The organism is Enterococcus mundtii (assembly GCF_013394305.1).
Lineage (GTDB): Bacteria > Bacillota > Bacilli > Lactobacillales > Enterococcaceae > Enterococcus_B > Enterococcus_B pernyi.
On the sequence record NZ_AP019810.1, the window covers coordinates 1946602 to 1971045 of the forward strand.

A 24444-nucleotide genomic window follows, 5' to 3' on the forward strand; every position below is an offset into this window, starting at 1 on the left:
TCCTTGGATCGGCAGTGGACACTTTGGGAGGGGGAGACCCGATGAAGAAAGAGGAAGAAATCACCACTCTCTACAATTTGATTTTAAACCCAAACACGCGAGACTGGGAGCGACAACAACTAATGACAGCGAAAGAAGAGTTAGCAACTTCTGTTTCTCTAAAAGAGGTACTTGAAAAGTTGGAAGTTTCTTTGCGACCATTGGCTTTACGACAAAATCTAACTCCAGATGTCATGGATTTCTATTTGCAAATGGTCGGCGATCCGTTAGGGGAAGCGCGGTATGATTTTTCTAAACACGAACTGACAGATCCGACAGTTCAAGAACGAGCAGTGTTTGCTGGCGGTTGTTTTTGGTGTATGGTAGAGCCTTTTGAGAAAAAAGCAGGAATTATTTCTGTGATGTCTGGATACACAGGCGGGCAGTTTGATTCCCCTAATTATGACCAAGTCAGTGGCGGCTATACCGGTCATGTGGAAGCAGTGGAGATCATATTTGATAAGCGATTGATCAGTTATCAAGAGCTAGTCGAGATTTACTGGCAAGTAACGGACCCGACGGATGAATTTGGACAATTCCAAGACCGCGGAGAACAATATCGTCCAATCATTTTTGTTCAAAATGAAGAGCAACAAAAAACTGCTGAAGCGTCGAAACGAGCATTAAGCGCATCAGGTCGCTACAGAAAACCGATAGTTACGGCTATTTTACCAGCGACAGCTTTTTGGCCGGCAGAAAATTACCATCAGCAATTTTATCGGAAGCAACCAAAACGTTACAAAAAAATAAAACAAACTCGTCGTCAATTAGCATTTTTGCAAAAAATGACTACCAATTGGGGAAAAAAAGCGAAGAACTAAAACAAGCAACATAATTTTGGTAGCGTTTTCTATTGAAGAGATATAAATTTGAAAGTAATCTATGGGGACTTGAAATAGAGATGGCTAAAAAATCTTGGTCAGTAGTCATCTGCTATCCTTGAAAATGAAAAACGGCATTCCAGAAGTAACTCTTTATTTTTTTGGAGTGGAAGACTTCTGTGATAATCATAAAATAAGGAGTGAATGAAATGTATGTAGCTGATAAAACGCGTTATGAAAACATGGAGTATCGTAAAAGCGGTCAATCTGGATTAAAACTGCCTTTACTTTCCTTAGGATTATGGCAAAATTTTGGGGAATATGATCCCATCAGTAATCAGCGGGAAATTTTAAAGGGGGCTTTTGATTTAGGCATCACCCATTTTGATCTAGCCAATAATTATGGTGGACCTGCTGGAGCAGCTGAAACAAACTTTGGACGACTTTTTAAAGAGGATCTCAAACCCTATCGAGATGAACTGATTATCTCTAGTAAAGCAGGCTATTATATGTGGGATGGGCCTTACGGCAATGGGGGGTCTCGTAAGTCGATCATTGCCAGTTGTGACCAGAGTTTGAAACGTATGGGTTTGGACTATGTGGATATTTTCTATCATCATCGTCCAGATCCTGAAACGCCTTTGGAAGAAACCGCAGAGGCATTGATGCAATTAGTTCGACAAGGAAAGGCCCTTTATATCGGTATCTCTAACTACAATGGGGCGGACACGCAGAAAATGGCGGAAATTTTACGCAAAAAAGATGCGCCCTTCGTGATCCATCAAATGCGTTACAATCTGTTCTCAAGAGAATTGCTTGAGACGGACTTAGCACCTGTCCTTGCTGAAAATGGACTAGGTGCAATCACGTTTAGTCCATTAGCACAAGGCTTGTTAACGAATCGCTACTTACATGGTATTCCTGAAGAATCACGTGCGCATCGAAAAGAAATCCCTTTTCTTTCAGAAGAACAGATTGCACCGACACTACGTAAAATTACACAGTTACAGGAAGTGGCGGAAGCGAGAGGACAAACATTGGCTCAGATGGCATTGGCGTGGAATGTGCGACAACCATCAGTGACAAGTGTTTTAGTCGGTGCTAGCCGTTTGAGTCAGTTGCAGGAAAGTGTCAAAATGAAAGATAATCTCGTCTTTGCACCAGAAGAACTAGCAACGATCGAAACGATTTTGGCAGAAAATTAACGTGTGAGAAAATCACGTTGAAGTGGATACAACAAAAGCAAGCGTGTCTGGGGGATTAGTCCTCATGCATATTCTAAAACCGAATAAACGGCAGGGACAGAAGTAACCTCTTCGGAAATAAGGCGCCAGCCACGAAAATTTGTAGAACAATTTTCGTGGCTGGCGCCTTATTTATCGAGGCTGAATACTTCTGTTCCGACCTCCTCTTGCTTATGCTATCATATCTTGTGTTTGAGAGGTGATGTAGAGACAGACGGCGTAGCTTGTTTTTCTTCATTTTTACTTGGTACAATAGCTTACCTTCTTGTTCTTCTAAAGTGAAGGTTTTATCGTCTTGCTTTTTTGTTCCTTTTCTATTTGTTTCAAATTCGTTTCCGACGCAGCAGAAAGAGCCTTAACATACAAAATACGTCTATCCTCTCCGGTTTGTATTAAAGATTCGGGGGACGAGTAGCTATCGGTTCCTGTTTTGTTTTCTGACACTATGGCTGTTTCTAGCGTTAGCTCACTTATTTTTTTTGTGAATGGTTCATTTGCGCAACTACTTCTGGACTCAGCCAAAAAATCTCTGTAGGAGAATGTGGCTCGTTTCCCAAATGCAAGGTCAGTTCATTGTTATGTACTTTTATAGAATCTCCTGGGATTCCGATGATTCTTTTAATGATTTCATCCGTAGAGGATCGCTGAATAGCGATGATGATATAACGTGTGAGTGCCGAAAACTTGTCTACGATCACAATATTGCCGTTGGCTAAATTGATGTTCTAGTAACTTGACGAAAGTGATAGCGATGAAGTGAATAAGTAAAAACGACACATAAAAGCAGCCATATTAAGATATATGGCCCTTTCTTTTTTTGAAGTTGACCATTTCCCAGGTATACAAGAAAACAATCCCCTTTTTTTACTTGAATGGTCCTGTTAGTTATTCCAAACGATTTTTTGGTTCTTTGACCTGTTCAACAAACTCGAGAATGGTCTGATGGGCATTTATTCGCGCATTTTCTAGTTCAAATAGTATGTAGACGCAAAAGGTCAATGCAATAGTTAGCAAACTGTTGATGATCAAAAGTTAAAAAAATGGTTTTTTCAATAATTTCAGTTTATAAATACTGATTTTTTAGATAAAATCGTATGGGCTTACAAACGACAAAAATTTGAAGTCTTGGCAAAAAAACGTGTTACTTCTATAGAAGTGTTACAAGAATTGAAATTTATGAGAAGAATCGATGCGATTGAATCAAAAAATCAATCAACGAAGTAACTACTTGTTGATTAATTCTAGCAAGCAATCATTGAAATCTACCAAGTGAGGAGCAGACTTACTTTTTACTTGGTAGTTTCTGGTGTTCCATTCTTTTTTTTGCACACTAAAAATAGTGTGCGATAGAAAAATTAGAGTGTGTTTGATAAAAAACAACATGAAAACCCTTTTATATCAAAGTGGTAAAGCGATTTCAAAGTTGGCACGATACTTGCATTATATAAAAATGTAAGAAGAAGAAAAGGAAGTGTTCAAAATGGAGAAAAGAACAATCATGCTTGTCTGCTCTGCAGGAATGAGTACAAGTTTATTAGTGACAAAAATGCAAAAAGCAGCAGAAGAAAAAGGTGTAGAAGCGGACATCTTTGCAGTTTCAGCATCAGAAGCTGATAGCCAACTAGAATCAAAAAATGTAGACGTTTTATTATTAGGGCCACAAGTACGTTTCATGCAAAGTCAATTTGCTGAAAAACTAGCACCAAAAGGGATTCCGTTAGATGTTATCAACATGCAAGACTATGGCATGATGAACGGGGCAAAAGTATTGGAACAAGCAGAATCATTGATCAATAAATAAAAACAAGAAAAAGAGGAAAGAAAATGGAAGATCAAAAAAATTTAGAAGCGATCATGGGTTTGATCATGTTCGGTGGCAACGCAAAAAGCGATGCAATGGAAGCGATTGCTGCTGCGAAAAAAGGTGACTTTGAATTAGCAGATGCAAAAATCAAAGATGCAGAAGAATCATTGGTTCAAGCGCATCATTCGCAAACAGGGTTATTAACACAAGAAGCACAAGGGGAACACATGGAAGTTACTTTGTTAACCGTTCATAGTCAAGATCATTTGATGACATCGATCGCGTTTACAGATTTAGCAAAAGAAATCATTGATCTATACCGTCGTATAGATGCTTAAATAAAAGTTTTTTAAAGGAGAAAAGAGGAAAAGATATGGATAGCTTTGTAGCATTTATGGAGAAACACTTTATACCAGTCGCATCAAAAATCGGTGCACAACGCCATTTAGTGGCCATTCGTGACGCTTTTATGGTCAGTATGCCATTAATGATCTTAGGCGCTTTAGCTGTAATGATCAATAACTTACCGATCCCTGGATTCCAAGAATTGATGAATTCGATTTTTGGTGGTGAAGCATGGAAAGGATTCGGTGCGGCTGCTTGGAACGGAACGTTTGCGATTCTTTCTGTTTTGATTGCGTTCTTATTAGCTTATCATTTAGCAAACGGTTACCGTAAAGATGGCGTATCTGCTGGAGTGATTTCATTAGGTTCATTCTTCGCACTAGGCGGCGCTTTAGGTATGAGTTCAAACGGATTATTTATTGCAATTATTGTCGGAATTATTTCAACAGAGATTTTTGTTCGTTTAAGTGGAAATGAAAAATTGATCATAAAAATGCCAGACGGAGTGCCACCAGCAGTAGCAAAAGCATTTGCGTCATTATTACCAGCAATGATCACGATCTCATTTTTCGCACTAATCGCTGCGATTTTTGCAGCATTCGGTGTTGCTGATATTGTTGGCGCATTCTACACGGTGGTTCAAGAACCATTTATGGGGCTTGCTAACTCTTACCCATCTGCATTATTGCTTGCATTTATTACACCGTTCCTTTGGTTCTTCGGATTACATGGAGCAAACATGGTCGATCCATTGATGCAAACCATCAATGCGCCAGCAATCCAAGCAAACGTCGAAGCGATTGCCAACGGTCAAAGTGCACCATTTATCGTCAATAAACCTTTTTTTGACAGCTTTGTCAATTTAGGTGGTACAGGTGCGACACTAGGATTACTGATTGCGATCTATTTAGTAGGACGTAGAAACAAACCTTATATGGTCGTAACGAACTTATCGATTGCACCAGGAGTATTCAATATCAACGAACCAACAATGTTTGGTCTACCAATCGTTTTGAATCCAGTGATGTTTATTCCATTTATTTTAACACCAATGGTTTTAGTAACTGTTGCGTACTTTGCGACATCAACAGGACTTGTACCAGCAGCGACAGTAATGCCACCATGGGTAACACCACCAGTGATCGGCGGATTTTTAGCAACAAACAGTCTTTCAGGCGCAGTGTTATCTGCGGTCAACTTACTGATTTCAATTCTGATCTATCTACCATTCGTTAAAGTAGCAACGATCCAAGAAATGAAAAAAGAATTGAACGCGTAAAAATAAAAAACGGAGAGCAAGTGATTGCTTTCCGTTTTTTGTGTTATTACTGTTATCATTGCTATTTTTCAGAAAGCAACGTATAGTTTTTGTAAGTATTTTTTTTGAATAGGAGGATAGCATATGAATACAACAGATATTCAAAAAAGGATCGAACGATTCCAAGTATATGGGAACACCCTTCCAGGAGCTAGGGTATATTTTCGCGAAGATTGGAAAACGCTTTATTTTGATTTAGATGGTAAACAGTTTGGGATGATGAGTCCAGAAGCGAATGAAAAAGCATTGATCACGTTAAAACATTTCCCAGAAAAAAACGAGGAATTACGAACGATGTACCCTGAGATCATTATACCTGGTTACTATGCCAATAAGAAACATTGGAATTCGATCATGTTAGGCAAAGATGAATTGTCAGACGAGGAAATCGAGAAAATGATTTTGATTTCTTATGAATTGGTACTAGCTAAATTCGCTAAAAAGAAACAAGAAGAAATCAAAAACTCAGTGATAGAAAGTGATTGAAAGCTTGAAGGGCATAAATCATTTTCTAGTCGATGAAAAAGGTCTGGAAATAGGGACACCCTATTTCCAGACGCTCAATAAAATTTGTGCAGATGGACTAAGAATGTTTGGATCGATGATTCGCCGCTACATTTTTGTCACAGAAATAATCAACATCATCGGACGTCTTAATTCGTCTTTCATACCAGGCATATCTAACATATGTGACGGTGGTATTGGTTCAAGCACATGGTTGATTTGAAAGCCATTAGACAATAATGTCTCAAGATAAGTTGTAATCGTTCGATGATATTTTTTTACAGAAGATCCTAGGAAGTTTGTGTCACGCTCCCTTTCGTCAAAATAATGATTAACTGGAAAGTGCATGATCTGACCGTTGTCTGTATAAATCCAGTCTTGCCGACCATCTGCTGTAAAAATAGGGTGTTCAACTGAAAAAAGAAATTGACCATTTGGTTTTAGAAAGTGATGGACATGCTGGACGAGTTGTTCCCAATTTTCTACATAATGGATAGCTAAAGAACTGAACACGAAATCAAATGAGTCTTTGGCAAACCGGATCGTTGAAATATCGTCTTGCATATAACTGATCGTGGTATCGTTTGTTCGAGCTCTAGCTTCTTCTAGCATCTTCTCAGACAAGTCGACACCAATGTTTTTTTTGCCCCTTGCGAAGCAGCGTAACGACAGTGCCACCCATAGCCACATCCAAGATCAAGGACTGTTTGTCCATGGAGGTTGGGGAAGATAGTTGCAAGCGTGGGCCATTCTCCAGCACCTTGTAAGCCATTTTTGCTACGAGGCATTTCTTTGTATTGGTCAAAAAATTGTTGATCATCGTAAATATTTGTCATGTTTGATTCCTCCATGTAATTTTTTTATTTGCTTAAACTACATGGAGTCCGTCTCTTTTGTGTGCAATCATCTCGCTCACTCCTTTGACATCTATTCTAGCTTAGGTCGGAAGAAGAAGCAAAAATTCAAACATAGATAAACATGCTTAGGCATCTGTTTTACACGACGCATGAATAATGAATGGAGGTTTAAAAGTTGAATATGTATCAATGGATCAAATTAAATGAACACCCAGAATTACTGGAAGAAACCGCAAGTTGGTTTTCCTCAAAGTGGGGCATTCCTGCTGAGGTTTATGCGGAAAGTATACGTACTGGAATCATCGAGAAGGAAAGTATTCCTCAATGGTATGTCATTCTCGATGAAAAAGGTGCAATCGTTGGAGGAGCAGGTGTCATCGAAAATGACTTCCACGACCGCCCAGATTTAGCACCTAATCTGTGTACTTTATATGTTGAACCGGAGCATCGGAATCAGGGATTAGCAAAATGGATATTAGAACAAACCAGAGAAGAGATGCATCGATTAGGATTCAAAAAACTTTATTTGATGACAGACCACACTTCTTTTTATGAACGATATGATTGTTCATTTTTAACTATGGTCAAGGAAGAAGGTGGAACAACTGCCCGGTTGTATCAAATCACTACAACAACATAAAGAGAAGCATGAGATGTTGAATCAAATCTCATGCTTCTCTTTTTTCGCTTGTTCTCTTCGTTGTTTCTTTTCATCGTAAATAAAGACATTTCGCACGATACGTAAGATGGGGCGAGTGGTCAAGAAGATGGCGCCTGCTAAATACAAGTAATTACTGTAATAATCAGGGATTTTCGTGAGTAAAGCAATACTCCCTAAGACATAAAAAATCCCTGTGAGTAAATCAACCGCTAAAGAAATCAATGTGTAACGATTTTGGAAATACAAGCGAAAACGCCGTCCGCGGATCTCAATATCTTCTTCTTTGCCAATCTCGACATCATGGGTATTTCGTTTGATTCTTGGCATATAAAATCACCTAACTAGTTTTTATTTCTACGGTTTCAAGACAACTTTGATATTTTTATCTTCTTTTTTATCAAAAATCTCGTATGCTCGAGCCGCTTCTTCTAACGGCATCGAATGAGTGATGATTTGAGTTGGATCAAACAGTCCTTCTGCAATCATGTCATAAATTTTTGGCATCAAATGGACAACTGGTGCTTGCCCATGTTTGACGTCAATATTGCGCATAAAGAATTCTTGAAGTGGATAGGAAGAAGCAGGTGTCATATAAACACCAGTGATTTGCACTGTACCAAATTTTTTGACCGCTTTAGCAGCCATTTGGATAGGTGAGATCGTTCCACTTTGTAAGCTAACTAAATTTTTAGCTTTTTCTTTTGTTGGCTCTAAACCATCCATTCCGACACAATCAATGATGACATCTGCACCGCCACGAGCTAACTCATATAAATCATCTCCGGCTTGGTTCACATCGTCTAATAGATAGGTTTCGATTTGATTATAGCGGACTGCTTTGTCTAATCGGTGTTTGACTGGATCGACCGCAATGACACGTTTTGCTCCTGCCATCACAGCAAATTTTTGTGCAAATAAACCAACAGGACCTGAACCTAAGACGACGACTGTATCATCTTTTTTAACCCCTGCATTTGCAACGCTCCAATAAGCGGTGGGTAAAATATCAGATAAAAATAAAACTTTTTCATCAGGTAAATCATTATCTGGAACGATAAATGACGTAGAGTCGGCGAAAGGTACCCGAAGATACTCTGCTTGCCCACCCCAGTGATTTCCGTTCAATTTACCAAAACCGAATAATCCGCCGTATAATTCTTCCTGATTGGAATTATCACACTGACTTTCCATATGGTTTGTACAAAAATGGCAATGACCACAACTAATATTAAAAGGAATAACTACACGTTGTCCTTTTTTTAACTTTTTCACTTCAGAACCAACTTCTTCAACAATCCCCATAGGTTCATGTCCAACGACATAGCCTTTTTCCATAACGGATTCCCCATGGTGATAAAGATGGAGATCAGATCCACAAATCGCTGTCGCAGTGATACGGATGATTGCATCGGTTGGTGCTAAAATTTTTGGATCATCAACATTTCTAATTTCCATTTTTTGCTTTCCTTGCCAAGTGACTGCTTTCATCGTAGTGCTCCTCTCCTGTTTTCGTTAATAAAACTAACGATAGTTATTTATAAACTCATTCTAAGGGAATGTTACTTTTTTTCACAATGAAACGCGCTTTTAGTTTTAGTTTAAAACAATAAAATAACTTTTGACGAAAAAAGGAAGTTGTAGTTTTATTGACTGAAAGTTATAATTATAGTAGTTGATTTTCAACAAAATAAAACGTAAAAGAACAATTTTTTGTGCTGACCTAGGAAAGGAGAGAAATGAGAAATAGTCGATTAATCAAAATAATTATAGGAGTTGTGTGTACAGTCTGGCTCTTTTTTTTGTCGATTGGCGGACTTTTTTATACGTCTTTAGCAAATGAAGGATTTATGAATGAACAAATCAAACAAGCAAACTACATACAAAAGGTAACGAAAGAGATCAATGGTCGTGTCCAGAGCTATCACCAAGAAGCAAGAGTCACTCCAGAGGTGCTTGCCGACAGTATATCTGAGGAATTAGTCAAAAATAATATCGAGCATTTTGTCAAAGAAACTTATCGTGACAAGCAACCAAGCTTGATCCAAGAAACGGAGCTGGAAGAACATATCAAAGAGACGATCCATACATATAAAACAGAACATGAGATCAATATTGAAGAAGGGATTGCGGGAGAAGAACTCGCTTTACATATGATCGGCGGGATCTTTGAACGAAGTGTCCAACCAAGTTATCTGCATCTTTTTATTCGAGGAATCAATGACCTGAGCCACCAGGTACTTCACTATGCTTGGGGCATTGTGAGTGTGAGCTTATTGATCTTAGCAGGGTTCATTTATTTCAATCCAGGCTCTATCCGTTCGCGTATCAAAAAATTTGCGTGTAGTCTGATGGGCGCTGGACTGATAAGTCTAGCATTTGCCGCAACTTTATACTATGCGCAGATTTTGCAGACGGAGGAGCAAATGGAGTCACTTCAAGGCTTGATGCGAATATATCTCACTAACTTTACCCTGATTGTTTTATTGATCGGAGGAAGTGAGATTGTTGTGGGCGCCTTCGCATGGCTCCTTGCAAAAAGAGAAAACAAAAAAAGAACTGTCGGACAAAATCAAAAATAGCGAAAAAACAAAAGTCTTCCTCCTATTTCCATAGGTGGAGGACTTTTGTTTTAGGACTGAAGTAGCACAGGAAAGTGAATTCCTTTAGTGAACCTCAATCAAACATTTTTTTCGCTGCACGCATCAACGTAGGGATATCTTTGTCATAACGTGGTGTTTTCACCAAACGTGACATTGGAATACCTGCAAAATGGAATGCCGCAATTTCTCCTGAACGAACAGCACTTTGTTCGGTAAAGATCATTTGATAAGGCTGTTCAACGAACTCACCAGTAAAGGCAAGGTTTGTTGAATGTTTAGGAATGACTTTTGGTCGATCACTTTTCGCACGATTGTTAAATAAGGCAGAAGCATATGGCATGTAAACTGGAATATTATTGATGACACTATCGTAGATTTCGGTTTCTTTTTCGCGAATGTTTACTGGACCAGGATCAACTTTTGAAAGCTGACCAAGTAATTCTTCTAACATTTCTTTTCCGTTCATTTTAATATACTCTTTGTCGACAAATTCACCACGACGTCTTGGATACAAGAAGTAGCCCCAAATCACTGTTTCATTCGGTTTTTGTGAAGTGAAATGCGGTTGGTGATGCACGACGATAGACATATTGACATCTTTTTGACCAAGTGGGGTAATCGGTGTTGTTGAAATAAATGAATTCAACGCATTACCTGGTTCTTGTGTCGTGATACGTGTGATCTCATTTAGCAACACATGATTTTTCGTTGTCAACGTAAAGCTGACCCATTCACTTGCATCACGATCTGCGAAAAATTTATCTGGATTGCCTAAATTGTAGAATTTTTCACTGGCTTTTTTCCACAAACTCGAAGCAGCACCGTAATCCATATTTTCCTCTGCGGGTGTTTCGTAGTCGCCAAGTGTTGCCGAATCAGTGATCGAACCATTTGTAAATAATACGCCAGTATCTCCATCAACAACGACATGTTCTTCTTCTTGTGTTTTTGTATTGATCATCTTCAAGCCAGTCACAGTGATTTCATCTTGCATCGCTGTTTCTTTGAATTCCCAGTCAACGACACGACGATTCAAAATGATTTTACAACCTTGTTCTTTCAAATAATTGATCAGTGGCAACATAATACTTTCGTATTGATTATAGCGTGTTCGATTGACCCCAACTAAATGCTCGATTTGAGTAAACTCATAAATCATTTGGTGCATATAGCGACGTAATTCTTGTGCAGAACTACGTGTTCGAAAAGCAAAAGTCGTTTCCCACATAAACCAGAAGTTTGTTTCAAAGAAATGGGGATCATCTTTGAAATACTCAGCAATCGTCACATTATCTAATTTTTCTTCTTCTGAATCAGGCATGGCGATTAGTTTCGTTAATAATACGCGATCTTTATTATTGAAGCCTAATTTACCGCCATCAACGATTCCCTTGCCACCTTCCAATAAGCGAGCTTTATCAAATGTCGGATGTTTGGCATCGAAATCTCGTGTATCTTCTTCGGCTGTCATGCCCGGTTCTGTGGCAGAAGGGATACGACTGAGTAGATCCATCAAATCGACATACGTACGGTAATTCAGCATACGTCCACCACGTGCAACGTAGCCTTTTTGATTTTCTAATGGGTGATTTTTGTTCCAATATTCATCAGTCACTGTGTCCACAGGAGCGCCATCATTTGATCCATGGTCATCTAAGGAGTAGAAAGTGATTTGATCTCCACGCCATTTGCCTTCTTGGATCAAATAAACAGCAGCTGCCATATTCGCGATTCCTGCACCAATCATAATTGCTTTCTTTTTTTGCATCATGCGTTCCTCCAATATTTACCAATTCATTTTCACAGCGATTTTTCTAGATGGATTCAAATTCATCATAAAGGTGACGATCATCTTCTAGTAAGCCTGTTTTTTTGCCAAGATAAACAGCACCTATAGCGACTAGTCCTAAGCCAATGCCTACTTTCAACCATTTCTTGCTCATAAAAAAACCTCCTTTTGGTTTGTGAACTGTTTCTACTTCAAAGCATAAAGCGTTTAGAAAAATAAGCCAAATGATAGGGTAAGGAAGCAACCTGGATTTTTGACAGTTTAGAGGAAGTGTCTGTTTTTCACAATAAAGTGTAAGAAAATGTTAAATGAATCAAAGAAGAATTAGTGACGATCACTGAGGCAAAAAAGGGGAAAGAGATAATGGCTGAAAAAAATAGAACCAACATTTGCTGATTTCTTGAAAAAACTTCGTAGTTTCTGGTTTAGAGAGAAAGAATATGTTTCATCGACTAATAGATACAAGTAATTGAATCTCATTTTTGTTATTTAAAAAAAGGTGGTTTGATTATTTAAAATATTCTTCCAGTGGATAATCAACTAGGATCAGTCATTTTGGTTTTTTTTATTATTATGATGATTTTGAGAAAAGAGTGTGATAGGATGAATGAAAAGGGTATCATAGTTGTTTTTGTATAGTTTTTAGACGGATGAAGTCAAAAAAAGCGCCGAGACAGCGCTTGCTCCTAGAAGCTGATGACGAACAAAGCCTTATTTTAACTTGCTATATTGAATTGAATGCTACCAATGGTTTTATTATAGCATAGATTGTCAGACTTACAACAATATTTTTGATTTTGTTTTTTTATCATGTTGAGAGGTGAGGATTTAAGTATGGAAAAAGAGTATACGATTGGATTAGATATTGGGACAAATTCGGTTGGATGGGCAGTGTTGACGGATGATTATCGATTAGTCGCAAGAAAAATGAGTATTCAAGGAGACTCGAATAGAAAGAAAATAAAAAAGAATTTTTGGGGTGCACGTTTATTCGAAGAAGGTAAAACTGCACAATTTCGACGGATCAAACGAACGAACCGTCGTAGGATCGCACGAAGACGTCAAAGAGTTTTAGCATTACAAGATATTTTTGCAGAAGAGATACATAAAAAAGATCCCAATTTTTTTGCTCGGCTAGAAGAAGGAGATCGTGTGGAAGCAGACAAACGATTTGCTAAGTTTCCTGTTTTTGCTACATTGTCGGAGGAAAAAAATTATCATCGTCAATATCCGACCATCTACCATTTGAGGCATGATCTAGCAAACTCAAAAGAACAAGCAGATATTCGTTTAGTGTACTTAGCGATTGCCCATTGCTTGAAGTACAGAGGGCACTTTTTGTTTGAAGGAGAATTAGATACTGAAAATACCTCGGTAACCGAAAATTATCAGCAATTTTTACAAGCATACCAACAGTTCTTTCCAGAACCTATAGGAGATTTGGATGATGCTGTCCCTATTTTGACAGAGCGGCTATCTAAGGCAAAACGAGTGGAAAAAGTATTAGCTTATTATCCATCTGAAAAAAGTACTGGAAATTTTGCTCAATTCCTTAAACTAATGGTCGGAAATCAAGCAAATTTTAAAAAGACGTTTGATTTAGAAGAAGAAATGAAGTTGAATTTTACTCGTGATTGTTATGAAGAGGATTTAAATGAACTGCTAGAAAAAACAAGTGACGATTATGCAGAATTATTTTTAAAAGCGAAGGGTGTGTATGATGCGATTTTACTTTCGCAAATCCTTTCTAAGTCAGATGATGAAACGAAAGCTAAGTTGTCTGCGAATATGAAGTTGCGCTTTGAAGAGCACCAACGAGACCTTAAACAATTAAAAGAACTAGTCCGTAGAGACTTACCTAAAAAGTACGATGATTCCTTTAAGAATCGCAGTAAGAATGGATACGCTGGGTATGTCAAGGGGAAAGCGACACAAGAAGATTTTTATAAATTTCTAAGAACAGAACTAGCTGGATTAGAGGAAAGCCAATCAATCATGGAAAAAATTGATCTAGAGATCTATCTATTGAAACAACGTACCTTTGCAAATGGGGTGATTCCTCATCAAATCCATTTAGTTGAAATGAGAGAAATTATGGATCGGCAGAAACGTTTTTATCCTTTTCTAAAAGGGGCACAAGGAAAAATCGAGAAACTACTGACGTTTCGAATCCCATATTACGTAGGACCGTTGGCACAAGAAGGTCAAAGTCCTTTCGCTTGGATCAAACGTAAGAGTCCGAGCCAAATCACTCCATGGAATTTTGCAGAAGTGGTTGATAAAGAAAATTCAGCCATTGAATTTATTGAGCGAATGACAAATCAAGATACGTATTTACCAAAGGAAAAAGTTTTACCAAAACAAAGTTTGATTTATCAAAGATTCATGATCTTCAATGAATTGACAAAAGTCAGTTATACGGATGAACGTGGCAAATCTCACTATTTTTCAAGTGAACAAAAACGCAAGATTTTTAACGAGTTGTTCAAGCAACATCCAAGAGTAACAGAAAAACAATTGAGGAAATTTTTAGAGTTGAACGAGCAGATCGATTCAACTGAAATCAAAGGAATTGAAACGTCATTCAATGCTTCTTATAGCACCTATCATGATTTGTTGAAATTATCAGATCAGATGGATACATTATTAGATGATCCCGATATGACAACGATGTTTGAAGAAATTATCAAAATTTTGACGATTTTTGAAGACAGAGAAATGATTAGGGAACAACTGAAACCGTACGAAACTGTCTTAGGTCTTCCAGCTATCAAGAAATTAGCAAAAAAACATTATACTGGTTGGGGACGGCTATCGGAAAAAATGATCCAAGGAATGCGAGAGAAGCAGTCCCGGAAAACCATTCTTGATTATTTGATCGATGATGATGATTTTCCTTGCAATCGTAATCGAAATTTCATGCAACTAATCAATGATGATCATCTTTCGTTTAAAGAAACGATTGCTAATGAATTGATCATGAGCGACTCAAACGTATTGCTTGATCAAGTGAAGGCTATCCCAGGAAGTCCTGCGGTCAAAAAAGGGATTTGGCAAAGTATCAAAATCGTCGAAGAAATCATTGGTATCATCGGTAAGGCACCTAAGAACATAGTGATTGAAATGGCACGTGAGAATCAAAGAACAAGCCGTTCAAGACCCCGCTTAAAAGCCTTAGAAGAAGCATTGAAGAATATCGACAGTCCATTGTTGAAAGACTATCCAACAGATAATCAAGCGCTACAAAAAGATCGACTGTATTTATATTATTTGCAAAATGGAAAAGATATGTATACAGGTGAACCACTAGAGATTCATCGTTTATCAGAATATGATATTGACCATATTATTCCTAGAAGTTTTATTGTTGATAATTCTTTAGATAATAAGGTCCTAGTTTCATCAAAAGTCAATCGTGGAAAGTTAGATAATGCCCCGGACCCACTTGTTGTCAAAAGAATGCGATCACATTGGGAAAAGCTACATCAAGCAAAATTGATCAGTGACAAAAAACTAGCCAATCTTACAAAACAAAATCTGACCGAGGCAGACAAGGCAAGATTTATCCAACGCCAGTTAGTCGAAACAAGACAGATAACGAAACATGTTGCCAATCTGTTACATCAGCATTTTAATTTACCAGAAGAAGTAAGTGCGACTGAGAAAACAAGTATCATTACCTTGAAATCAACGTTGACAAGCCAATTCCGTCAGATGTTCGATATTTATAAGGTGAGAGAGATCAATCATCACCACCATGCCCACGACGCTTATTTAAACGGAGTAGTCGCAATGACTTTACTAAAAAAATATCCTAAGTTGGCACCAGAATTTGTCTACGGAAGTTATATCAAAGGGGATATCAACCAGATCAATAAAGCAACTGCAAAAAAAGAATTCTATTCTAATATCATGAAATTTTTTGAAAGTGAAGAAATCATTTGTGATGAGCAAGGTGAAGTGATTTGGAATAAAAAACGTGATCTCTCAACAATCAAGAAGACGATTGGCGCACACCAAGTGAATATCGTTAAGAAAGTAGAAAAACAAAAAGGTGGATTCTATAAGGAAACAATTAATTCAAAAGCGAATCCAGAAAAACTAATTCCAAGAAAAGCATCATTAGATCCTTTGAAATATGGTGGCTATGGTAGCCCACTTGTGGCATATACGGTGATTTTTATCTTTGAAAAAGGAAAACAGAAGAAGGTAACCAAAGGAATCGAAGGAATTACCGTTATGGAACAATTGAGATTCGAACAAGACCCACGAGAGTTTCTAAAAACAAAAGGCTATGAGGGCGTAAAACAATGGCTGATATTGCCTAAATATATATTATTCGAAGCACAAGGTGGATATCGGAGAATGATTGCGAGTCATCAAGAAACGCAAAAAGCTAACTCATTGATTTTACCTGAAAATCTAGTTACATTGCTTTATCATGCAAGACATTACGATGAAATCAATCATAAAGTGAGTTTTGATTATGTCAATGCGCATAAAGAAGGGTTTAATGACATTTTTGATTTTATCTCTGACTTTGGGGTGCGTTATATTTTGGCTCCTCAACATCTTGAAAAAATAAAAGTTGCCTATGAAAAAAATAAAGAGGTAGATCTGAAAGAAATGATAGATGCTATTTTATCTTTATTGAAATTTACGTTATTTGGTGCTTCTGTTGAGTTTAAGTTTTTTGATATTAAGATATTAAAAAGATATAAGAGTTTGACCGACATTTGGGAAGCAACCATTATCTACCAATCGGTTACTGGATTATATGAAAGGCGAGTGGAGGTAAGGAAGTTATGGGATGGAGAACGCTTGTAATCAATACACATTCAAAATTGACCTATACAAACAATCATTTGATTTTTAGGAACGCAGAAAGAACAGAAAAAATCCACTTGTCAGAAATCGATGTTCTATTATTAGAAACTACGGATATCACGATTACTACAATGTTGCTCAAGCGTTTAGTGGATGAAAAAGTCCTTGTCTTGTTCTGTGATGACAAACGATTACCTACTGCAAAATTGCAGCCATTTTATAGTCGGCATGATAGCAGTTTACAATTGACTCGGCAAATCGAATGGAAGAAAGATGACAAAGCGAGTGTTTGGACTGAGATCATCACACAGAAAATCAACAATCAGCAACGTTTTTTAGAAAAGCGTTTATTTACTGAAAAAGCAGAAGCAATTGCTCAGTTGACTGCCAGTTTACAATTACTAGATCCAACCAATCGAGAAGGCCATGCAGCCAGAATTTATTTCCAAACATTGTTTGGAAATAAATTCACTAGAGAAGCAGACAATGCAATCAATGCTGGATTAGATTATGGATATACTTTATTGATGAGTCTATTTGCTCGAGAAATCGTCAAGAATGGTTGCATGACTCAATTTGGGTTGAAACATGCCAATCAGTTTAATGACTTTAACTTAGCCAGTGATTTAATGGAGCCGTTTCGCCCATTAGTCGATCAAATCGTGTACGAGGTACGTGAGAAAGAATTTCCAATAATCAAACGCAGATTATTCGATCTGTTCTTAACGAATTATTCTTATGAGAAAAAAGAGATGTTCCTGACAAATATCGTTGCAGATTATACAAAGAAAGTAATCAAAGCATTAAATAAAGAAGCGAAAGGAGTTCCACACTTCGGAATATGAGTTATCGCTATATGAGAATGATATTAATGTTCGATATGCCAACTGAAACCGTCGATGACCGCAAAGCTTATCGTCGTTTTCGAAAATTTTTGATCAGTGAAGGCTTCATCATGCATCAGTTTTCCGTCTATAGTAAACTCCTGCTTAACAATACCGCCAATCAGGTAATGATCGGTCGTTTAAAAGGGAATAATCCTAAGAAAGGGTTGATCACGATCCTTACAGTAACAGAAAAGCAATTTGGTCGAATGATTTATTTGACTGGTGAAAAAGATCAAAGTATCGGGAATCTAGATGACCGAGTGATCTTTTTAGGAGAGGAGTTCAATGATGAATCTTAATTTTTCATTACTTGATCAGCCAATGAAATTTGAGCATGCGAATTTTTTTATCATAGAAGACGTGACGGTGTTTGCTAAAATGATCCAACAGCTGTACACCTATAAAGAAAATGGTGAAGTGAAGTTATTCAATGAACGGCATGAAACGATTAAAGAAAGCGAATTGATGATGATAACAGATATTTTGGGCTTTGACATCAATTCAGCCGCGACACTGAAATTGATTTATTCAGATTTAGAAAGACAATTGAACGAAAAGCCAGAAGTGAAGTCGATGATCACTAAATTGACAGATACGATCAGTGAACTGATTGAGTATGAATTATTAGACCATGAGATGGACTTGGAAAGTGATGAGATCACGATTTTAGAATTATTCAAGGCGTTAGGAGTCAAAATAGAAACGACGAGTGATACGATTTATGAAAAAATAATCGAGATTTTACAAGTATTTAAGTATCTGACAAAAAAGAAACTATTAATCTTTATCAATGTTTGTTCGTATTTAACGTTGAAAGAAATAGAAGAAATACGATCTTATATTTCTTTATGTAACATGGATGTTCTTTTTATCGAACCAAGAAAAATTGCAGGAATCACACAAACAATCTTAGATAATGATTATTTTTTAATAGATGGTAGTATGGTAGAATAAAAGAAAATAAGTATTCAATTCTGAAGTTTTGCTATGAACGAATCGCGCGATTACGAAACTTTGTCAGAAAAAATTTTTTCTACGAGGTTTTAGAGCTATGTTGAATTGAATGCTTCCAAAACACACCACCAACACACGCCACATCACAAGGCGTTTTAGAGCTATGTTGAATTGAATGCTTCCAAAACTCAAGTTTCTTCTTCACTACTAAAGGTTTTGTTTTAGAGCTATGTTGAATTGAATGCTTCCAAAACTGTGCTGATATTGAAGGAGTGGAAAGCTTCGTTTTAGAGCTATGTTGAATTGAATGCTTCCAAAACTTTTCATCTTGATATAAAGTAGGCTTATATGTTTTAGAGCTATGTTGAATTGAATGCTTCCAAAACCAATTGATGAAATTGAACCAGCAACAGTAGGTTTTAGAGCTATGTTGAATTGAATGCTTCCAAAACTGGTTATCAATATACGTTAAAACTTTGTCTGTTTTAGAGCTATGTTGAATTGAATGCTTCCAAAACTAAATTATTTGGTGCATGTGACTACGTAACGTTTTAGAGCTATGTTGAATTGAATGCTTCCAAAACGATGTACTTGACGACGAAGGCAATCCAATTGTTTTAGAGCTATGTTGAATTGAATGCTTCCAAAACGGGCAAGTGACTGGCGTGTAGCTGGTATAGGTTTTAGAGCTATGTTGAATTGAATGCTTCCAAAACCCCATTGATTGAAGCAATGATAAAATCTCGGTTTTAGAGCTATGTTGAATTGAATGCTTCCAAAACGGCATATAGCCGTCTAGTTCTCTCCATTCAGTTTTAGAGCTATGTTGAATTGAATGCTTCCAAAACAACATACTTCATTAATGATCCTAAAAAGTCGTTTTAGAGCTATGTTGAATTGTCTGCCATTACTAGCTATACTGGATCTCAGTAAAAAGATGATAGTGGGATTCACTAATAAAAAGTACAGAGTCAGAAGAAAACACAGACACTTGTGTTTTCTTTTTTTGCTCAAACTGGACGAAACTCTTTACTCTTAGTAGGATAGGAGTAGAAGAAAAAGTGGGGTGTAAAGATGTTTAGTGAAACGTTGGTCCATTTGTTGGAATGGGTGACTGCGATTTTGAATATTTTCTCGATTTTAGTCTTGTTGGTTGGAATTTTTTTAGTTTTAAAAAATTTGATGTTGGAACGTCCATTGATTAAAGATTATGCGACACGTAATCGGCGCAATGCGGATATTCGAAAACTACTAGCTAGTTACATTTTGTTGAGTTTAGAAGTACTGATCGTGGCAGATCTCATCGAATCTGTCATTAAACCAACTTGGACAGACATTTTAAAATTAGCATTGATCATTATCATTCGCACGATCATCTCTTATTTCTTAAATTTAGAAATTGCGAGTCATGTATCGCATGAAAGAAGGGAAGTTTGATGGAGATCAGTTGGATGACACTGCTTTATCCATATCTTGAATGGTTGGTCTTGATTTTAGATATTTTTGCCATTGTGGTCTTATTATGGGGAGGCTTTCTTTCAATCAAAGATTTTTTGAAAGATTCCTTGAATCCGTCATTCAAACAAAATGAACGGATTCATCAAAATAATGGCATCAAAAAAATGCTGGGTGGGTATATCTTGTTGAGTTTAGAGATATTGATTTCTGCTGGGATCATCGAGTCGATCATCAAACCGACATTACAAGATATTTTTCAGTTGGCCGCATTAGTTGTGATTCGTACGATCATCTCTTACTTCTTGAATAAAGAAATCGGCCCAGCAGATGTCTAAGTTTGCATCATCATAGGCAGAATGGGTAAATGATATTAGTGATCACGTCTCTTAAAATTGAATAGTTTTTCAGAAAGTAACGATTATAAAAAAGCTAGAAAAGCTAAAATCTTGTAGGATGAATTTTTGGTTTTCTAGCTTTTTTTATGGAACTGTCTAGCTTTTCACACACTTTATACGACAGAATAAATGTGTGCAAGAGTTACTATTACGAAAGTATGCCTTCCTCATGAACTACTTTTTACAAGCAGTATAATTGCTTGTTCCACTGTTTCGACTGAGATTGGAATAATTTGTTCCATGGACAAGGCCACAGGTGTGTAGAGTGTACGTTCACACAACAGCCGGTTAGATGAGGCTGCCACAAAATCGATAGCTTCTTTACTTAATTGTTTATAAATCATTGGCTCGACGGAAATGTCACATGTCGTAACAGCCTCTAAAGCTTCGCGATAAATCAGGTATTTGATATCTGAGTTGGTCACGATCCGCACAGTTAATTTTTGTTTATCTAAGCGTAAAATGCCAGTCAATTCAATAACGAATGACCGCAGACAATTTGGATTGATCTTTAATTGATAAGGAAGTGCATGGCTCCAATCGCTAACGATCCGTTTTACTTCTTCAAATAACTCTCGTTGTTCATCGGTCAATAAATGAAATTTTTCAGGTAAGAACAATTGATAGTTTTTCCAAGCAGAACGCAAAATACGTATCAAAGCACGTTCAAAAGCTTTGTTTCCAAGAAAAGCATGATCAAAATGTTGTTCAAATTGTTGGATCAATTGTTTTGTCTCTGGATTATTTTCAATAAAGACCTGATGCAGTTGGGCAAAATCCTGCTCGATTGCTTCATAAGAATCAAATCCATAATCACATAAATTGAAGAGTATCAGAATAAAATAAAATTCATTTGGTTGAAAAAATTGCTTAAACGGACTTTCTTCCCAAGCTGCAAGAACGAAATGATAAATCGGTCTCTTTTTGATTTCATCGATGAAGGATTGATCGATTGATAGCGGGGCGTCTTTTTGATAGAACAGACTGATCAGAAAGCCTGTTTGCAAAATCTCTTGGGTATCCCGATCATAGATCCGCCCACTTTTTTTCGTGACTGCTTGAATAAACTCTTGCGCTTGGACATCAAAGGAGCAAGGAAGAGAGAGGTCAGGCAATGTGCCTGTCCGATAGCTCACATTTAGCAAAACCAAGCGTCTTTCGATGTCAGTAAAGTGAGGGGAATGATGTTCAATGGCGATATCGCATGCTTGAAAGTAGTCTAACACTTGTTTCTTCAATGCGTAAGCTTTGCTGACTGAAACAAATTCGAGTTCGGTCAATTGGATATAATCTGGTTCATCTTCTAAGTAAAGAAGGCAAGTTTTTAAAAATAAAGACGGCCGAGAGAGTCGTTGCATCAATTGGAAGCGAGAAGTTGTTGGTGCGAAGTATAAAGAATAGGTTTCTTTTTCTTTTGATTGATAAATGATTTGGTCGCTCAATTCTCTACTTAATGATTTGATATCATTCAACAGAGTGGTTTGACAAACATGTAACAAAGTAGCTGTCGTTGGAAGATGGACTTCCTTATTTACATAAAACTGTCCACAAAGAAAGAGTTGGCGTAAGAGATTTTTCTCAAGATAATGTTCAATCATGGGGAATCCTCCCTATTTGTATAGTCATGCACAAGCACTTAGCTATTATGCCATGTTTTTTGTAGATACGCATCTATCACCCAATCTTTCTTAGCAAACAAGATGCTAAATTTACTTATTTTTGTTATTGTATCTGTTTTAATTAAAAAAATTGGGAACTGATTGATAAAAAGAACCAAATAGAAAAAACAAATATGAATATTTTTCAACGAATAAGTACATTTGATTTCTTTTTTTTTGTTCGTGACTTAAACGTTATAATCAATAAATTGAACCATTCTTAGATAGGGAGTTTAGTCACATCGTTCGTTTTTTTGAGCTAAAAATACAGAATAATCAGACTTTATTTTTTTTGTCTTCAAAGTAAGAAATATAAAGATATGTTATTAAAAAAATTTTTTTAAAATTTGAGCGTATAGTCAAACACGTAAACTGATCAAGCAACAACAGCCGGCTGATTATTTCCTGTGATCAGGTAACAAGAGAGGAGAAATGAATCATGAAAGATATGGACATCAAAGCCGTCTTTATTGGCGACAAAGCAGAAAATGGTCAAGTGTATAAAATGTTATTGAATAAGATGGTGGATGAACATTTAGGTTGGCGTGAAAATTATTTGCCAGCTGACCTTCCCGCAATCAGTGAAGCAGACAAATCAACAACATCTTATCTTGCGACTCGACAACATATGATGGAGGTCTTAGATGAAGTCAGTGAACGAATGCGTGCCGGTTCAATTCCTTGGCATTCAGCCGGACGTTATTGGGGACAAATGAATGCAGAAACATTGATGCCAGCTTTGTTGGCTTATCACTTTGCGATGCTTTGGAATCCTAATAACGTGGCATTGGAATCCTCAATGGCCACGTCACAAATGGAAGCAGAAATCGGAGAAGACTTTGCGAAGCTGTTCAGTATGCCGAATGGTTGGGGCCATCTGACAGCGGATGGTTCAATTGCGAATTTAGAAGGTCTATGGTATGCCCGTTGTATCAAATCGATTCCTTTAGCGGTCAAAGAAACTTACCCTGAAAAAGTGAAAGACCTATCGGATTGGGAATTACTTAATCTATCTGTAGAAGAAATCTTAGAAATGATCGAAACATTTACTGATGAAGAATTAGATCGAGTCAAAGCTGCATCTTCACGAAGTGGGAAACACATCCAAGAATTGGGCAAATGGCTTGTTCCTCAAACCAAACACTATTCATGGATGAAAGCATTAGATATTTGTGGTGTCGGGTTGGATCAAATGATCGCGATCCCCGTTGATGACTGCTACCGAATGGATGTCCAAGTATTGGAAAAGACGATTCGTGAACTAGCTATCCAACATATCCCCATCCTAGGTGTGGTCGCTGTTGTAGGTACAACAGAAGAAGGACAAGTCGATCGTGTCGATCAAATTGTTGAACTTAGAGAAAAATTGAAAGATGAAGGCATTTATTTCTACCTTCACGTGGATGCAGCTTATGGTGGCTATGCCCGTTGCTTGTTCATGAATGAAGCGTATGAATTTGTACCTTACGCATCATTAGCAGAATTTTATGAAGAACATCATGTTTTCCATCATGAAGTGAAAATCGAACGAAGTGTTTATGAAGGATTCAAGGCAATCAGTGAAGCCGAATCAGTGACTGTTGATCCCCATAAAATGGGCTATGTACCTTATGCGGCAGGAGGAATCACGATCAAACATAAAAGTATGCGGAATATCATCTCTTATTTTGCACCTTATGTGTTTGAAAAATCCGTTAAAGCACCAGATATGTTAGGTGCTTATATTTTAGAAGGTTCAAAAGCTGGGGCAACGGCTGCGGCAGTTTGGACGGCACACCGAGTTCTGCCTTTGAATGTCACTGGCTATGGTCAATTGATTGGTGCATCGATCGAAGCCGCTCAACGTTTCCGAGAATTTCTTGATCAATTAAGCTTTACTGTCAATGGGAAAACAATCGAAGTCTATCCATTGAATCATCCAGATTTCAATATGGTCGATTGGGCATTCAAAGTCCAAGGTTGTACAGATTTAAAAGAAATCAACCGTTTGAATGAAGAAATGTTTGATGTGTCCTCTTATATGGAAGGTGATGTGTACGCAGAACGCTTTATCACTTCTCATACGACCTTCACGCAAGCGGATTATGGCGATTCTCCAGTAGCATTTGTTGAAAGCATGGGTGTTCCAAAAGAGGAATGGCAAAAAGAACAACAAGTTACTTTGTTGCGAGCTGCGATCATGACTCCGTATTTAACCGATGACAACATCTTTGCTTATTATACCGAAGCCATCAAACACGCAATGGAAGAAAAACTAAGAGAAGTTCTTGCGTAGTTTTAGTG

The 24444-nt window shown here is 37.3% G+C and carries 21 protein-coding genes, 1 pseudogene and 1 CRISPR repeat array; of the genes and pseudogenes, 15 read left to right on the plus strand and 7 right to left on the minus strand.

What is annotated here, in order from left to right:
* Nucleotides 1-41: 41 nt before the first annotated feature.
* Both msrA and HZ311_RS09420 read left to right on the plus strand, forming a co-directional pair.
* Nucleotides 42-860, plus strand: coding sequence for a peptide-methionine (S)-S-oxide reductase MsrA (msrA, locus tag HZ311_RS09415; RefSeq protein WP_023519007.1), 819 nt, complete (start codon nucleotides 42-44; stop codon nucleotides 858-860).
* A 209-nt stretch (nucleotides 861-1069) separates the two neighbouring features.
* A complete protein-coding gene (locus HZ311_RS09420) occupies nucleotides 1070-2065 on the plus strand; it encodes an aldo/keto reductase (RefSeq protein ID WP_023519008.1) in 996 nt (331 codons plus the stop codon).
* Nucleotides 2066-2574: 509 nt separating this feature from the next.
* Here the strand turns inward: HZ311_RS09420 and HZ311_RS16065 are convergent.
* Complete coding sequence (locus HZ311_RS16065) at nucleotides 2575-2826, minus strand: S26 family signal peptidase (protein ID WP_080674302.1); 252 nt, start codon at nucleotides 2824-2826, stop codon at nucleotides 2575-2577.
* Nucleotides 2827-3584: 758 nt separating this feature from the next.
* On the opposite strand from HZ311_RS16065, the gene HZ311_RS09430 reads away from it, so the two are divergent.
* The 4 genes from HZ311_RS09430 (at nucleotide 3585) to HZ311_RS09445 (ending at nucleotide 6057) form a co-directional block, all read left to right on the plus strand.
* The gene (locus HZ311_RS09430; RefSeq protein ID WP_010736487.1) at nucleotides 3585-3905 is read left to right on the plus strand and encodes a PTS sugar transporter subunit IIB; all 321 of its coding nucleotides are present in this window, start codon (nucleotides 3585-3587) and stop codon (nucleotides 3903-3905) included.
* A gap of 23 nt (nucleotides 3906-3928) precedes the next feature.
* On the plus strand, nucleotides 3929-4246 hold the full coding sequence (locus HZ311_RS09435) for a PTS lactose/cellobiose transporter subunit IIA (RefSeq protein ID WP_010736486.1): 318 nt from the start codon (nucleotides 3929-3931) through the stop codon (nucleotides 4244-4246).
* A gap of 35 nt (nucleotides 4247-4281) precedes the next feature.
* Entirely contained in the window at nucleotides 4282-5532 is a 1251-nt protein-coding gene (locus HZ311_RS09440; protein ID WP_023519010.1) for a PTS sugar transporter subunit IIC, read from the plus strand.
* A gap of 123 nt (nucleotides 5533-5655) precedes the next feature.
* A complete protein-coding gene (locus tag HZ311_RS09445) occupies nucleotides 5656-6057 on the plus strand; it encodes an MmcQ/YjbR family DNA-binding protein (protein WP_010736484.1) in 402 nt (133 codons plus the stop codon).
* A gap of 126 nt (nucleotides 6058-6183) precedes the next feature.
* Here HZ311_RS09445 and HZ311_RS09450 read toward each other — a convergent pair.
* A pseudogene (locus tag HZ311_RS09450) lies at nucleotides 6184-6911 on the minus strand (class I SAM-dependent methyltransferase).
* A gap of 202 nt (nucleotides 6912-7113) precedes the next feature.
* Here HZ311_RS09450 and HZ311_RS09455 point away from each other — a divergent pair.
* Complete coding sequence (locus HZ311_RS09455; protein ID WP_175401355.1) at nucleotides 7114-7572, plus strand: GNAT family N-acetyltransferase; 459 nt, start codon at nucleotides 7114-7116, stop codon at nucleotides 7570-7572.
* 21 nt (nucleotides 7573-7593) lie between these two features.
* On the opposite strand, the gene HZ311_RS09460 is transcribed toward HZ311_RS09455, so the two are convergent.
* Nucleotides 7594-7920 carry a YrhK family protein gene (locus tag HZ311_RS09460; RefSeq protein WP_010736481.1) on the minus strand — a complete coding sequence of 109 codons (327 nt, stop codon included), beginning with the start codon at nucleotides 7918-7920 and terminating at the stop codon, nucleotides 7594-7596.
* A 27-nt stretch (nucleotides 7921-7947) separates the two neighbouring features.
* Entirely contained in the window at nucleotides 7948-9081 is a 1134-nt protein-coding gene (locus HZ311_RS09465) for an alcohol dehydrogenase catalytic domain-containing protein (RefSeq protein WP_062805808.1), read from the minus strand.
* A 248-nt stretch (nucleotides 9082-9329) separates the two neighbouring features.
* Here HZ311_RS09465 and HZ311_RS09470 point away from each other — a divergent pair, with 248 nt between their 5' ends.
* A complete protein-coding gene (locus HZ311_RS09470) occupies nucleotides 9330-10172 on the plus strand; it encodes a hypothetical protein (RefSeq protein WP_178946640.1) in 843 nt (280 codons plus the stop codon).
* Nucleotides 10173-10266: 94 nt separating this feature from the next.
* On the opposite strand, the gene HZ311_RS09475 is transcribed toward HZ311_RS09470, so the two are convergent.
* A complete protein-coding gene (locus HZ311_RS09475; RefSeq protein ID WP_062805806.1) occupies nucleotides 10267-11961 on the minus strand; it encodes an oleate hydratase in 1695 nt (564 codons plus the stop codon).
* A gap of 46 nt (nucleotides 11962-12007) precedes the next feature.
* Complete coding sequence (locus HZ311_RS09480) at nucleotides 12008-12136, minus strand: hypothetical protein (RefSeq protein WP_010736477.1); 129 nt, start codon at nucleotides 12134-12136, stop codon at nucleotides 12008-12010.
* Between the two features lie 680 nt (nucleotides 12137-12816).
* Between HZ311_RS09480 and cas9 the strand changes: the two genes are divergently transcribed.
* The 6 genes from cas9 to HZ311_RS09510 all read left to right on the plus strand — a co-directional run bounded on the left by cas9 (nucleotide 12817) and on the right by HZ311_RS09510 (nucleotide 20443).
* Nucleotides 12817-16809, plus strand: coding sequence for a type II CRISPR RNA-guided endonuclease Cas9 (gene cas9 / locus HZ311_RS09485; RefSeq protein WP_178946641.1), 3993 nt, complete (start codon nucleotides 12817-12819; stop codon nucleotides 16807-16809).
* Nucleotides 16788-17654, plus strand: a complete 867-nt coding sequence (gene cas1, locus HZ311_RS09490; protein ID WP_023519018.1) for a type II CRISPR-associated endonuclease Cas1 — start codon at nucleotides 16788-16790, stop codon at nucleotides 17652-17654. Before cas9 ends, cas1 begins: the two co-directional genes overlap by 22 nt.
* Nucleotides 17651-17995, plus strand: a complete 345-nt coding sequence (gene cas2 / locus HZ311_RS09495; RefSeq protein ID WP_023519019.1) for a CRISPR-associated endonuclease Cas2 — start codon at nucleotides 17651-17653, stop codon at nucleotides 17993-17995. Before cas1 ends, cas2 begins: the two co-directional genes overlap by 4 nt.
* Nucleotides 17985-18650 carry a type II-A CRISPR-associated protein Csn2 gene (gene csn2, locus HZ311_RS09500; protein WP_041684361.1) on the plus strand — a complete coding sequence of 222 codons (666 nt, stop codon included), beginning with the start codon at nucleotides 17985-17987 and terminating at the stop codon, nucleotides 18648-18650. The genes cas2 and csn2 overlap by 11 nt, the downstream gene beginning before the upstream one ends.
* An 86-nt stretch (nucleotides 18651-18736) precedes the next feature.
* Nucleotides 18737-19498: a CRISPR direct-repeat array (repeat unit 36 nt; unit sequence GTTTTAGAGCTATGTTGAATTGAATGCTTCCAAAAC).
* A gap of 226 nt (nucleotides 19499-19724) precedes the next feature.
* Nucleotides 19725-20087 carry a DUF1622 domain-containing protein gene (locus HZ311_RS09505; protein ID WP_010736474.1) on the plus strand — a complete coding sequence of 121 codons (363 nt, stop codon included), beginning with the start codon at nucleotides 19725-19727 and terminating at the stop codon, nucleotides 20085-20087.
* Nucleotides 20087-20443 carry a DUF1622 domain-containing protein gene (locus HZ311_RS09510; protein ID WP_019724648.1) on the plus strand — a complete coding sequence of 119 codons (357 nt, stop codon included), beginning with the start codon at nucleotides 20087-20089 and terminating at the stop codon, nucleotides 20441-20443. Before HZ311_RS09505 ends, HZ311_RS09510 begins: the two co-directional genes overlap by 1 nt.
* A 227-nt stretch (nucleotides 20444-20670) precedes the next feature.
* On the opposite strand, the gene HZ311_RS09515 is transcribed toward HZ311_RS09510, so the two are convergent.
* A complete protein-coding gene (locus HZ311_RS09515; protein ID WP_023519021.1) occupies nucleotides 20671-22101 on the minus strand; it encodes a hypothetical protein in 1431 nt (476 codons plus the stop codon).
* Nucleotides 22102-22600: 499 nt separating this feature from the next.
* On the opposite strand from HZ311_RS09515, the gene tdc reads away from it, so the two are divergent.
* A complete protein-coding gene (tdc, locus tag HZ311_RS09520; protein ID WP_023519022.1) occupies nucleotides 22601-24436 on the plus strand; it encodes a tyrosine decarboxylase in 1836 nt (611 codons plus the stop codon).
* Nucleotides 24437-24444: the final 8 nt, after the last annotated feature.